The 12,969-nt window shown below is 64.4% G+C and carries 10 protein-coding genes and 1 pseudogene; 3 read left to right on the top strand and 8 right to left on the bottom strand.

Annotated features, from left to right (window positions below; genetic code table 11):
• Window positions 1-2: 2 nt before the first annotated feature.
• The 3 genes from MSIMFI_RS23630 to MSIMFI_RS23620 all read right to left on the bottom strand — a co-directional run bounded on the left by MSIMFI_RS23630 (window position 3) and on the right by MSIMFI_RS23620 (window position 4,008).
• Complete coding sequence (locus MSIMFI_RS23630) at window positions 3-1,022, bottom strand: NAD-dependent epimerase/dehydratase family protein (RefSeq protein WP_191499396.1); 1,020 nt, start codon at window positions 1,020-1,022, stop codon at window positions 3-5.
• Window positions 1,019-2,296: a nucleotide sugar dehydrogenase gene (locus MSIMFI_RS23625; RefSeq protein ID WP_224770446.1), complete on the bottom strand. Its 1,278-nt coding sequence runs from the start codon at window positions 2,294-2,296 to the stop codon at window positions 1,019-1,021. The genes MSIMFI_RS23630 and MSIMFI_RS23625 overlap by 4 nt, the downstream gene beginning before the upstream one ends.
• A gap of 173 nt (window positions 2,297-2,469) precedes the next feature.
• Window positions 2,470-4,008: a glycosyltransferase family 87 protein gene (locus MSIMFI_RS23620; RefSeq protein ID WP_224770399.1), complete on the bottom strand. Its 1,539-nt coding sequence runs from the start codon at window positions 4,006-4,008 to the stop codon at window positions 2,470-2,472.
• Window positions 4,009-4,230: 222 nt separating this feature from the next.
• Between MSIMFI_RS23620 and MSIMFI_RS23615 the strand changes: the two genes are divergently transcribed.
• Window positions 4,231-4,455 carry a dodecin gene (locus tag MSIMFI_RS23615; protein WP_191499395.1) on the top strand — a complete coding sequence of 75 codons (225 nt, stop codon included), beginning with the start codon at window positions 4,231-4,233 and terminating at the stop codon, window positions 4,453-4,455.
• Here the strand turns inward: MSIMFI_RS23615 and lipL are convergent.
• From lipL to mutA, 4 genes are all read right to left on the bottom strand, one after another.
• Window positions 4,452-5,738, bottom strand: coding sequence for an esterase/beta-lactamase LipL (gene lipL, locus MSIMFI_RS23610; RefSeq protein WP_191499394.1), 1,287 nt, complete (start codon window positions 5,736-5,738; stop codon window positions 4,452-4,454). The genes MSIMFI_RS23615 and lipL overlap by 4 nt on opposite strands.
• 64 nt (window positions 5,739-5,802) lie before the next feature.
• Entirely contained in the window at window positions 5,803-6,792 is a 990-nt protein-coding gene (gene meaB, locus MSIMFI_RS23605; protein WP_224770398.1) for a methylmalonyl Co-A mutase-associated GTPase MeaB, read from the bottom strand.
• A gap of 100 nt (window positions 6,793-6,892) precedes the next feature.
• A complete protein-coding gene (scpA, locus tag MSIMFI_RS23600; RefSeq protein ID WP_191499392.1) occupies window positions 6,893-9,154 on the bottom strand; it encodes a methylmalonyl-CoA mutase in 2,262 nt (753 codons plus the stop codon).
• Window positions 9,155-11,014: a methylmalonyl-CoA mutase small subunit gene (mutA, locus tag MSIMFI_RS23595; protein ID WP_191499391.1), complete on the bottom strand. Its 1,860-nt coding sequence runs from the start codon at window positions 11,012-11,014 to the stop codon at window positions 9,155-9,157.
• Window positions 11,015-11,204: 190 nt separating this feature from the next.
• Between mutA and MSIMFI_RS23590 the strand changes: the two genes are divergently transcribed.
• Window positions 11,205-11,978, top strand: a complete 774-nt coding sequence (locus MSIMFI_RS23590; RefSeq protein WP_191499390.1) for a TVP38/TMEM64 family protein — start codon at window positions 11,205-11,207, stop codon at window positions 11,976-11,978.
• A 31-nt stretch (window positions 11,979-12,009) separates the two neighbouring features.
• Here the strand turns inward: MSIMFI_RS23590 and MSIMFI_RS29830 are convergent.
• A pseudogene (locus MSIMFI_RS29830) lies at window positions 12,010-12,163 on the bottom strand (two-component sensor histidine kinase); the annotation flags it as partial.
• Window positions 12,164-12,459: 296 nt separating this feature from the next.
• On the opposite strand from MSIMFI_RS29830, the gene MSIMFI_RS23585 reads away from it, so the two are divergent.
• Window positions 12,460-12,969, top strand: a 510-nt coding sequence (locus MSIMFI_RS23585) for a PE family protein (RefSeq protein WP_191499389.1), incomplete at its 3' end; no start/stop codon positions are given.

Genomic DNA, 12,969 nt, shown 5'->3' with positions numbered 1-12,969 from the left:
TGTCAGATGGTCCCCGCCTCAACGGCATTGGCGACCCAGGGGATGACCTCGTCCAGCATGGTATCCAGCGAGGTCGTCGCCGAGTACCCGAGCACCTCGGATGCCTTGTGCACATCCGGGGAGCGTAGCTGGACGTCATGTTCGAACGGCGGATCGCTTTCGTAGCGAAACGGTGTGCCGGGACGCATCTTGCGCCAGATCACTTCGGCGAGTTGCACCACCGTGGTGGCCTCAGGGGTGGAGAGGTTGAAGTCATCGTTGAGCGCTGCCGGATGCTCCATGCACGTGCGAATGCCTCTGGCCAGGTCGCCGCCGTAGGTGTAGTGGCGCACCTGAGTGCCATCCCCCAGGATGTGCAGCGGGTCTTGGCCCTTGGCCACCTTCTGGATCAGATCCGGCACAACGTGGCTCATCGCGAGTTTGACGTTGCCGCTTGGAATTTCGCGTCCACCCAGCGCCCGCTGCTCGCCCGTCCCCACACAATTGAACGGGCGAATGATCGTGTACGGAAGACCGTATTGTTCGTAGGCGCCGTGCGCAAAATACTCGCAGGCCAGCTTTTGGAAGCCGTAAGTGCTTGTCGGAGGCGGGCATTCGGTGATGTGCTTTTCCGGCGTCGGGAACACAGACGCGTTCTCGAACACCATCGACGAACTGATCACGTTGATCTTCTTGAGCCAGCCCTTTTTATATGCGTAGATGGCAGTATCGAAGTGAGCGGCCGCGATGCGCTCATTTTCAGCCAGCAGGTCATAGGCATACTCGTGGAAGTAGGTAATGCCGCCAATGCGGGCCGCGCTGGCCACCATCTGGTCGCAGCCCTCGACCAGCCGGAACATGAGGTCAACGTCCTTGACGTCGCCCTCGACGAAGTGGTAGCGCGGATGATCGTCGTAGCTTTTCGAGACCTTGCCGTACTTCGAGTAATTGTCGATCCCGACGACTTCGTGGCCGGCACGGAGCAACTCGTCGACGACGTAGCCGTTGATGAATCCCGCACTGCCGGTTACGAGTACCTTCACTGGACCGCTGCTCCCGTCCCTAGAGTCACCAAGTACGCGCCATTGCGTGCGTCTTCATCAAGCTCACTGACATCCAGGCAGCCCCAGACATCTTCGACCATCTTGCCTCGCGGTACCCGAAGGTCACGGTAGTCAGAATGGGGCACGCCGACGACCAACACATCGGCCCGCTGCACGACGGCGTCCAGCGGGTAATAATCCTTGCCCTCGAGGAAGGGGTCGTGCAAGAGAACTTCCTTGGCTTCAAGCATCAATAGATGCCGCAGTTTGAAGCTGAGTGAGTCGCGCGTGTCATCGCAGTCGGCCTTGAACGTCATGCCCAGGATGCCAACGGTCTTGTCGCGCAAGTTCACCCGGCGCTTAAGCATGTTGACGATGAACTGCGGTTGGCCTTCGTTGATGAGCATGGCCGCGTGCCCCAACATAAAGTTGTTGTTGCTGAAGGCCGCGAGCTGCATCGTGTCCTTAAGCAGGCAGGGCCCGGCCGCCAATCCGGCTCTTGGCAGGCTGTCAACGCGTGCGTTCTTGTACGTCGCCGCATGGTGGACGCGATCGAAATCGAGTCCGGCCTCACGGCTGAGCAGATAGAACTGGTTCGCGACCGCGAACTGGATGTAGCGGTAGCTGTTGCAGAACAGCTTGGCCAGCTCAGCCTCCTGCGGCTCGACCTCAATGATCTCGCTGGTAATCCGCGAGAATAACTTGCGGACCACGCGGACCCCCTCGTCATCGAATCCGCTGATGATCTGGGGAATCATCCGCAGCTCGCGAATCGAGTGTCCCTGTGCAATGCGTTCCGGGCAGAACGTCACGTGGACGCCAATGCCGCGCTCCTGGAACAGGTCGTGGACGCGTTGCGTCAGTCCCGGGTAGACAGTGCTTCGGAGAACGAGGGTCTGCTCGTCGTGGAAGTACGGGCTGATCTCGTTGATGATCCGGAAGAAAGCGTGCGCCTGCGGGGTCAGGTATTCGTCGACCGGTGTACCGACCACGCAGATCACGATGTCGGCATTCCGGACTGCCCATGAATCCGTGGTCGCAGAGATACGCCCGGTGGGCAACAGTCGCTTGAGCAGATCTTCTGCGCCATTTTCAATGAACGGCATCCGGCCGGCCATGATGGTTTTCAAGGCCTGGGCGTTCGTGTCCAAGATGTCGACATTGAAGCCCACGTCGGCCAACACCAGGGCGAGCGGCAGCCCCACATGGCCGGCGCCGCCGATGATGCAGATCCGTTCAGACGGTGACGTTGATCCGATTTCCCCCGCGTCCACAGACAAAGCAATTCCTTACGTAGACCGATACCGTGTGTTGGAGCGTACGAGATGGCCGCTCAAAGAGCTGCGTTTCCCGCAGTTACCTGTTTGGGCCGATCCCCCGGCGGCGCCAGTGCCGATCGGAGCCGTGGGGTACAGCATTTCACATTTCGCCGTGGCTGACCTGCGGTTCACGATTCGGCCATCAGCTCACCTTGGAGTGCCGGGCTCTCGGCGGCAGTGTGTGGGGGTTTTACCGAGTTCTCGGGTTCGGAGGCGGGCTCCGGATCGCTCGGGGGCGAGAAAGCGGGCCTACGTATGTACGAGACGATGACCGCCAAGCATGCAATGAACCACAAACCCGACGTCAATGGCAGCGTGCTGACAACCATCGGTGCAGTGGGCACAGGGATTCCCGGGAGCCCCAGCTTTCCCACGATCGGTACCTGAAACGCCGGGCCCGGCAGGGCGATCTGCGCAATGCTGAGCGCCGCGGCAAGACTTACCCAAACACCAGCCGCTCGACGGCGGCCACCGACAGTCTCCGGATCGTCGAAAATCCCGAATCCGAGCGGCCCGTCCGGATCCCGGACCACCAGCGCGGCCACCGGCAACACGAACACCAAATAGTAAGGCTGACTCAGGGCAGGGAAAAGCGATGCCGTGGCTAGCAACACGATTCCCGCCATGACCGGGGGAATCCGGCGTCCGAGCGCCACCACGGACACAATGACAAGGAGCAGGACAACATAACCTGCCAGCCCCCGCACGCCGACAAGAAAGCCCTCCGGTATCGCGCCGCCGTGTTGCAGCGATGCAATGGAATCGGGGATCGCCAGGACCACCCGCCCGAACGACACGTTTAATCCTCCGATGAGCCGTTGGAACGCACCAGGCTCAAGGGTGGCGCGCATCGATTGCACGACCGTTTGCGGGAACTCGTGCGGCCACAGCGCGTATGCGGCGAGGTTGAAGAAAATCGACCCGGCGACCGCAATGCCGCCCCACCGCCATTGCCGGGCCGCGAAGAGCACGACCGCCAATAGCACGAACTGCGGTTTCACCAGCGCCGCCAGGATGACCATGATCGCGGCGAGTCTCCACCGACCTCGGCACAGCGCCACCAGAAAGACCAGCGCGATCGGTACGACGAACCCCACCGAGTTGCCCCGATCGATGGCCATCCAGGCCGGAATGGCCGCAATGCCGCACGCTATGAAGATCACCACTCGCTCGTAGCCGCGTCCACCGCGCGAGGCCCACGCGGCAGGCGTAAACACAGCTATCGACAATGCGAGCAGGTAGCCGAGCAACCCGATTCGCGGCGCGTGCAGCCATTGACCAAGCAACCCAAAGGCCACGTGCGGCACCATCCCTGCCGGCGGGTAATTGTTCTGGAAGGGCACGTGGTCGGCTGAGGTCCATGCCGGGTAGGGCTCCCACGGATTGGACCGCAACCCGAGGGTCACCGGCATCGTGTAGTCGCTGAAGCAATGCCGACCGACGTTCATTCCCCAATCGAGGTAGCAGTCATGTGGGACAAAAATCAGCGAGGAAAGGACGTCGATTGAGTAGTACTGAGCGAGAACAAATCCCGTCACCGCCGAAATTGTTGTCGCCACCAGGACGGCGCTGAGCAGGAGGCTGCGCTCGGATTGGCTGATGATCGCCGCATACCGTTGTCGGACCGTCGCCTTCACACCCCGTACTACCGCTACGGGTCGCTTCACGACATTCTCCCCCGATCTCCCCCGTTTTCGAGCTATGGTGCCGGGACCAGGGCGCGCCCCCAGCTCAGCCGCCCGGCAGTTTAACCCACTAGCGTGCCTAACGACCCGAGATTCAAAAGTCTGGATGAGCGGCCGACAACACCGGCGAAAGTTCCCCCATCAGGTCGTCGGCGCGGGCTATCCTCGGCGCCGCTGGCCCGAAAAGGAACGTAAGGGGACACGATGAGTAATCACACCTACCGCGTGATCGAGATTGTCGGAACCTCTCCCGAGGGCGTTGACCCGGCTATCCGCAACGGTCTGGAACGTGCCGCGCAGACCATGCGCGGCCTCGACTGGTTCGAAGTGCAGTCGATTCGTGGCCACCTGGTGGACGGCGCGGTTGGGCACGTCCAGGTGACCATGAAAGTCGGCTTCCGCCTGGAAGATTCTTCGGAACGAGTTTAGCCCGCCACGGCTCCCAGCTCGGAGAACGGCGCGCCAAACTCATTTACCGGCTCGAAGCCGCGTCTGCGGGCTCGGGTGACACCTTGCCGGATGAGGTTGCCCAGCGTGCCCAACCCGACGTGATCCACCACCAGGAACGGTGACAACAGCCGGTTGTGCACGTAGGCGAACGCCGTTCCGGTCGCCGGGTCGGCCCAGCCGACCGACCCACCCATCCCAGCGTGGCCAAAGCCCGGCATGAGGTTGCCGAAGGGCACGCAGTGGTAGCCGAGGTGGAACGACAACGGCACCAGGAGGTTTCGGTCCATCTCCAGGCTGCGACGGCCGGTCAGCCCCGCGACGATTTCGCGTGATAGGAACCGGGTGCCATCGATCTCGCCGCCGTTGGCGATCGCGCCATACATCCGGGCCAGGCCACGGGCCGTCACCACCCCGTTGGCAGCCGGCATCTCGGCGTCCAGCAGCGGAATCTCACCGCGCACGGCCGCCAGGATGCCCCGGAAATACATGGAACGGAATCCACCGGACAGCCGGTCGGCGACCTTGTATGCCGCATAGTTGAGCAGCGGGTGCCCGGAAATGTGCTGCGGCATGATGATTTCGGCAACCCGTGTCGCCGCTTCTGCGGGCGGCCGGCCCAGATGGAGGCCGTCAGTGCCCAATGGTTCGGCGAGTTCCTCGCGGATCAGCGCACGCATCCCTTTACCGGTCACGGCCCGGGCCAGCCCGGACAACAGCCACCCGAACGTCAGCGCGTGATAGGCGGGTTTGCCCAGCAGCCGTCCGGGAGCCGCTGCCGCCAGCCGCTCTTCCATTTCGATGTGATCCAGCAAGTCATGCTGCGTCGCACCGCGCAACCCCGACAAACCAGCCTCGTGTCGCATCACGTCACGAACGGTGAGAGCCGCCTTGCCGTTGGCGCCGAACTCCCGCCAATACTCAGCAACCGGCGCGTCGTAGTCGATCAGCCCTCGGTCGGCGAGCCGGTGGATAACGGCGGAAGCCAATCCCTTGGTTGCCGAAAACACCATCGGTGCATTATCTGGCACCCACGGCACTTTGCCACCTCGGTCGGACCAGCCTGTCCACACGTCGACGACGGGTTGTCCGTCGAGATATACCGCCAGCGCCCCGCCCCCGAATCGGCGACTGGGAAACATCTTGGCAAAGGCACGAACGACGCAAGCAAAATTTGAGTCCGCCGCACCGGACACACGATGACCTGCGTCAGGGGCATCGTGGGGAAGGACCGCACGGCGATCGACTCGGGTGTCAACCTTCACGAGTTTGAATTTACGTCGATTTCACACGTGTCGAATGGCAAACAAAGATTAATTTACCTTTCCGTTAGGAAGATGCCGTGTCGAGTATTTGCTGGGCCGCCATGGCCGGGGTCAACTCCCCCGATCGGACCTGACCCTCGATGTCGGCGCGGATCTTTCGCACCGCAGGGTTGGAAAACACCCGGTCCAAGACCGCGTCACGGACCATCTGCCAGGTCCAGTCCACCTGCTGATCACGCCGACGGGCTTCGAACTCGCCGGCGTCGGTCAGCACCTGACAATGACGCTCGACGGTTTCCCATAGTTCTGTCAGGCCACTCCCCTCGATCGCACTCATCGTGAGAACCGGTGGCCGCCAAAGTGTCTCGCGTGGATAGATCAGTCGGATCGCCGAAGACAACTCCCGAGCGGCTAACCGCGCATCGCGCAGGTGCTCCCCGTCGGCCTTATTGACCACCACGATGTCGGCCAGCTCCAGCACGCCCTTTTTGATGCCCTGCAACTGATCACCGGTACGCGCCAGGGTCAACAACACAAAGGTGTCAACCATGTTCGCCACCGCCACCTCGGACTGACCGACACCGACGGTTTCGATCAGAATCACGTCAAAACCGGCCGCCTCCAATAGGACAACCGTCTCCCGGGTGGCCTTTGCCACCCCGCCCAACGTGCCCGAGGTTGGCGACGGTCGGATATAGGCGTCCGGATGCACTGCCAGCCGGGCCATCCGGGTCTTGTCACCCAGGATCGAGCCGCCGCTACGGGTTGACGACGGGTCGACCGCCAACACCGCCACCCGGTGCCCCTGTTCGATGAGGTACATGCCGAGCGCTTCGATGGCGGTGGACTTGCCCACCCCCGGGACGCCGGTGATGCCGACGCGATGCGCGTTCCCGGATGCCGGAAGCAACGCCAGCAGCAGCTGCTGCGCCTGCTCACGGTGGTCGGTGCGAGTGGACTCCACCAGCGTGATGGCCCGTGGCAGGGCCGCGCGATCGCCGCTGCGCACGGCAGCCGCCAATTGCTCGACCGTGTCCTTGTCTTGGGATGTCACTGCCCCCGCCTCGTTGAACGCGCCGAGCGTAACGTCACGGCGACAAAATGCGTGGAATTTCGCCGTGGCGTTACGCTCGCGGGAAAAAGTTGGCCGCACACTAGCCCAGCGTGTACCCCAGCCGCTCGGCGAGCTTGTGCAGCAAGCCGATTGCGGCATCGGCGATCACCGTCCCGGGCGGGAAGATCGCGGCCGCCCCGGCGGCGTACAGCTCGTCGAAGTCACCAGGCGGGATGACGCCACCGACCACGATCATGATGTCGGGCCGGCCCGCCTCGGCCAGCGCGTCGCGGAGCGCGGGCACCAGCGTGAGATGCCCCGCGGCTAGCGAAGACACACCGATCACGTGCACGTCGTTGTCGGCGGCCTGGCGCGCCACCTCCTCGGGCGTGGAGAACAGCGACCCGACGTCGACGTCGAACCCTATGTCGGCGAAGGCCGTTGCGATCACCTTCTGACCGCGGTCGTGACCATCCTGGCCCATCTTGGCCACCAGGATGCGCGGCCGGCGTCCGTCGGCCTCGGCGAACTTCTCCGCGAGTTGGGTGGCTTGGGAAAGCGGGGCGATGTTTCCGCCTCCTTTGACTTCGTCACGGTAGACCCCGGCGATAGTACGGATCTCCGCCTTGTGGCGCCCGTATACCTTCTCCAGCGCGTCGGAGATCTCGCCGACGGTGGCCTGGACCCGCGCCGCATCGATCGCCAGGGCCATCAGGTTGTTACCCAACTCGTCTGCACCGGCACTGCCGTGGGCGGCGGCGGCACGGCTCAGCTCGGCCAACGCGGCGTCGACCTTGGACTGGTCCCGGCTTTGGCGCAGGTCTTGCAGTTTGGCGAGCTGCTCGGCACGCACCCGACTGTTCTCGACCTTGAGCACCTCGATCTCGTGATCCTCGTCGACCTGGTATTTGTTGACCCCGACCACCGGCTGCTGACCCGAGTCGATACGGGCCTGGGTGCGCGCGGCCGCCTCCTCGATGCGCAGCTTGGGTATGCCGTCGCTGATGGCCTGAGCCATGCCGCCGTGCTCGGCGACCTCGGCGAGATGGGCCCTGGCCCGCTGAGCGAGCTGGTGGGTCAGCCACTCCACGTAGTAGGAGCCGGCCCAGGGGTCGATCGGCCGCGTGGTGCCCGACTCCTGTTGCAGCACCAGCTGGGTGTTGCGGGCGATGCGGGCGGAGAAGTCGGTGGGCAGCGCCAGCGCCTCGTCGAGTGCGTTGGTGTGCAGCGATTGCGTGTGACCCTGGGTCGCGGCCATCGCCTCGATGCAGGTGCGGGCGACGTTGTTGAACGCGTCCTGGGCGGTCAGCGACCAGCCCGATGTCTGCGAATGGGTGCGCAATGACCGGGATTTCGGGCTTTGGCTTCCGAATTCGGCCACCAGCTCACTCCATAGCAGCCGGCCGGCCCGCAGCTTGGCGACCTCCATGAAGAAGTTCATGCCGATGCCCCAGAAGAAGGACAGCCGGGGCGCGAACTGGTCGATGTCCAACCCGGCGTCCAACCCCGCCTTGATGTATTCCACACCGTCCGCAAGCGTGTAAGCCAGCTCCAAATCCGCTGTGGCACCGGCTTCTTGGATGTGGTAGCCGGAGATCGAGATGGAGTTGAACTTCGGCATCTTGGCGCTGGTGTAGGCGAAGATGTCCGAGATGATCCGCATCGACGGCTTCGGCGGATAAATGTAGGTGTTGCGGACCATGAATTCTTTGAGGATGTCGTTCTGGATGGTGCCGGCCAGTTTCTCCGGCGGCACTCCCTGCTCCTCCGCGGCGACGACATACAGCGCCAGGATTGGCAGCACGGCGCCGTTCATTGTCATCGACACGCTTACGGTCGACAGGTCGATTCCGTCGAACAACTGCCGCATGTCGAGGATGGAATCGATTGCGACGCCGGCCATTCCGACGTCCCCTTGGACGCGAGGATGGTCGGAGTCGTAGCCGCGGTGGGTGGCCAGGTCGAAGGCCACCGACAACCCTTTTTGACCCGCGGCCAGGTTGCGGCGATAGAACGCATTCGACTCGGCGGCGGTGGAGAATCCGGCGTATTGGCGGATGGTCCACGGCTGGTTGACATACATCGTCGGATAGGGGCCGCGCACAAAGGGGGGCTCGCCGGGAAAACTGTTAAGCGGGTAGCCGTCAGCTTCGGCCGCGGCTCGGTCGGCGGCTATGTAGACCGGTTTGACGTCAATGCCTTCCGGCGTGTGCCACAGCAACTGTTCGGGCGTGTACCCGTGCGCCGCCGCGGCAGCGGAGACATGCTTTTGCACCGCGGCTTTGGTGGGCGGTTCTTTGGTCCGATCGGTGCGCAACGGAATTTGGGCGAAATTGCCAATAGCGGGAACTGTGGCCGTCATCTAGGCCCCCAACCTGGTAAGCAGATTCGAAAGCGTTTCAACCGCATTGATTTTCGTGGTCAGATATTCGTCGGGACGGCGCTGGGCGTTGCCGAGCGCCTTTTCGGGTCCCGCTAGGTACAGCCACTCGATGCCGGCGTTTCGGGCTGCCTGGACAACGTCGGCGGCCTCGTCGCGGTAGCGCTTGTCGGTGCCGCAGATCACCGCTACCGTCGGTGACCCCGCGTCTGTGACGGCCTCACCGACAGCTTCGGCGTCGACGGTTCCGGGGTTGACCGCCTCGATGCCGCCCGATGCCAACAGGTTTGCCGCGAAGGTGGTCCGAATGTTGTTTTCGGCCAATGGCCCCAGCGGCAGCAATAGCACCTGCGGCCGTTTGTCCTCTTTCGCAAGGTAGACGTCCGACCGATCGCGTAGTGCCTCGAACTCGGCGGCGTAGCGCACCACGCGCCCGGCTCTGCGTAGCGAATTACCCTGCGGCAGTGGGGCTTCGCCGAGATTGGGGAATTCATTGACGCCGGTGATCGCGATGTGGCGATGCGCAATGTCGTCACTGCGACGGGCCGCGAGCTCGGCGATCTGGCCAGCCAGGTACTCCCGGGCGGCGACAAATCCGCCGTGCCCCTCGATGTCCTGGAAATAGCGCCAGGCCTGTTGGGCCAGCTGTTCGGTGAGCTGCTCGACGAACCACGACCCGCCGGCGGGATCAAGCACCCTGCCGACATGCGACTCTTCCAGGAGCAGCAGCTGGGTGTTGCGGGCAATCCGACGGGCGAAGCTGGTTGCCGTACCTGGCCAGCCGCCGGGGATGGACACGTCGAACGCGTAGACCAGCACGGTGTCGGCGCCGCCAACGCCCGCGCCGAAGGCCGCCAACGTGCAGCGCAGCATGTTCACCCAGGGGTCGCGCTGGGTCATCATCGGCAGCGACGTCTCCGCGTGCACGACGGCCGCGCCGCCGTCCGGATCGCCCGCGACCTCGGCGACCCGCGCCCACAGCTGGCGCACGGCGCGCATCTTGGCCAGCGTCATGAACTGATCGTCGTCAGCGGCGAGTCGGAGGCTGATCTGACTAAGGGCCTCGCGGACTGAGATCCCGGATTCGGTGAGCAGCCGCAGGTAGGCCACCGCCGCGGCGATCGTGGCCGCGAGCTCCCACGCAGCGGTGGCGCCCAGGTTGTGGAACGCGGGCCCGTCAACGGTGATCGCCCGTATGCCTTGGGTGCCGACCGCGCGTTTCGCGACTGCGACAACGTCCGCGACCGTCGCAGCGGTGCGGTCGCTCAACGTCGCCGTCAGCGGATCGGCGCCCAGGTCCACCGACACCGTGGCACGCTGGTCGTCGTCCACCCGTTCGACCAGCGCCAACATCGCGTCAGCGGCCGCGGTGTAGTCGGCTCCCGCGTCGAGAATCACCGGCGCCATGCCTAGGTAGACACCTTCAAGCAGCGCCTCGAGCTGGCACGTAGCCACGCCGGATTCCCCTACCCGGAGCAGCAGCGCGCTGACTCCCTCCCCCAAGGCGCTCAGCAGCGCCGCGTTCGCCTCACCGGGGGCGGTACCGGGCGCCGGAAAAGCCTCGACAACCTTCCAGCCGGAGTTGACGTCGCGCAATGCGTCGCCGCCGCGCACGTAGGGCCACTGGCCCGGCAACGGCGGCTCCGGCAGCTCGTCGAACGCGGTGTAGAGCGCCCGGATGGCGAACCCGTCAGGGGTCGTGGTATCCAGTAGCTGCTCGGGGTTGTCGCCGAGCTCCGCGGGATCGGTACGGTTGCTCTGCGAAAGCACACCGGCGACCGCGGTGCGCCAACGCCCGCGAACCTGTTCTAGGTCGGCGAGCTCGGGTACATCAATGGACACCGACTGCTCCTGTTTCCGCAGCAATTAGCGATATTGCTTGGGCTTGCTTCGGGGTTGTCACTTAACTAATAAGGCTAATTGATTGGGACGGCCATATAGGCGCCCAGGTGCGGCAATCGAGGCCGGAGTGTGACGAAACGCCAGCCCGGGGAAACGAGTTATTCATCTTGAGCCCGTACGCTGGGAAAGCGTGACGGCTCCCGCCATCTGCAAAACCACCGATACCGTGCGCGGTATCGCCATCTCGCTTGGCACGGCCGCACGTCAGGCGTCGGTGCCGCGGATCGTGGCAACAGTGGTGGGAATCACAGTATTGGTAGCAGTCGCGCTGCTGGTTCCGGTGCCCACGGCGGTGGAATTGCGCGATTGGGCCAAGTCACTCGGTGCGTGGTTCCCGCTGGCATTTCTGCTGGTGCATACCGTCGTCACGGTGCCGCCGTTCCCCCGCACCGCGTTCACGTTGGCCGCCGGGCTGTTGTTCGGCCCCGTGGTGGGCGTACTCATCGCGGTGGTCGGCAGCACTGCTAGCGCGGTGATCGCGATGCTGCTGGTGCGCGCGACCGGCTGGCAGCTGAACCGTTTGGTGCGCCGCCGGGCGATCGACCGGCTCGACGAGCGCCTGCGTGAGCGCGGCTGGCTGGCCATCTTGTCGCTGCGGTTAATTCCCGTCGTTCCGTTCGCGGCGATCAACTATGCCGCCGGCGCCTCGGGCGTGCGCGTCATGCCGTTCGCGTGGGCCACTTTGACCGGCTTGCTCCCCGGCACCGCGGCGGTGGTCATCCTGGGCGACGCGTTCGCGGGTAGCGGCAGCCCGCTGCTGATCCTGGTGTCGGGATGCACCGGCGCCCTAGGTCTGGCTGGGCTGATCTATGAGATCCGCCATTACCGGCGGCAGCATCACCGCGGCGAGGTTAACGAGCCTCACCAAGACGAGCCGGTGCGCGAGCCTGCCGTCGCACGCTGATAGCCGGCACGCCGAGTCTGCGGTGAGAGCGCCCGATCGCACGAGAAGGCAAGCTAAGCCGAAACTGCCCGCCACCGTCATGCGGCAGACACACCAGCTCGCCTCCGTGGGCGCGAGCCAGCCCCCGCGCGATCGGCAAGCCAAGGCCGGCCCCCGCCGTGGTCGCGGGCGCGCCCAGCATCAAGGCACTGCCACCGCGGGCGGGATCCATATTCGCGAGGATTTACCTGAGTTCGCCAAACCTGCTGTGCGCCAGGCGCTATCGAAGGGTGGACGCACTCCCCTGTTGGGTCCGGCGTCTCGCCCGGGTTTCCCGGGGGGCGCCGCCCGCCGTTACCACGCCGTGTGGGCGTAGCCGCTATACGCGGCCAGCAATAGCCGCAATGCGCAACAAATGTGGCGCAGGGGGGGTCATTATTGAACCTGTCAAAATCGTCCCGACGTCAGCCTGAGCCGGGCTATCAGTGTCAGGAAGCCCAAAATGTCATCGTATGTGATCGCAGCATCGGAGGCTCTAGCCACGGCGGCGTCGGATTTGACCGGGATCGGGTCGGCGATTGAGGCGGCCAACGCGGCGGCGGCGGGTTCGACGACGCAGGTGGCGGCTGCGGCCGCCGATGAGGTGTCGGCGGCGATCGCGAGCCTGTTTGGCGGTTATGCCCAGCAGTATCAGGCGATGAGCGCACAGACGACGCTGTTTCATCAGCAGTTTGCGCAGGCGTTGAGCGCGGCCGGGTTGAGGTATATGGCCGCCGAGGCCGTTAACGCTTCGCCGCTGCAGATGTTGGAGAACGGCATCTTGGGTGTGATCAATGCGCCCACCAACGCGTTGTTCGGGCGCCCGCTGATCGGCAACGGCACCGATGGCGCGGCGGGGACCGGGCAGGCCGGTGGGGCCGGCGGGGTGTTGATCGGCAACGGGGGGAACGGCGGGGGGGGGGGGACCGCCGGGCCCCCCCCCCGGCCGTCTCCTTTTAACAACTCCCCGGCC

Source organism: Mycobacterium simulans, from assembly GCF_900232995.1.
GTDB lineage: Bacteria > Actinomycetota > Actinomycetes > Mycobacteriales > Mycobacteriaceae > Mycobacterium > Mycobacterium simulans.
This window is presented reverse-complemented; position numbering and strand designations above follow the sequence as displayed.

Bases quoted from the DNA above. Each gene is read 5' to 3' on its own strand.
- MSIMFI_RS23615 (WP_191499395.1), top strand. From the start codon at position 4,231: ATGAGTAATCACACCTACCGCGTGATCGAGATTGTCGGAACCTCTCCC.
- scpA (WP_191499392.1), bottom strand. From the start codon at position 9,154: ATGACGGCCACAGTTCCCGCTATTGGCAATTTCGCCCAAATTCCGTTG.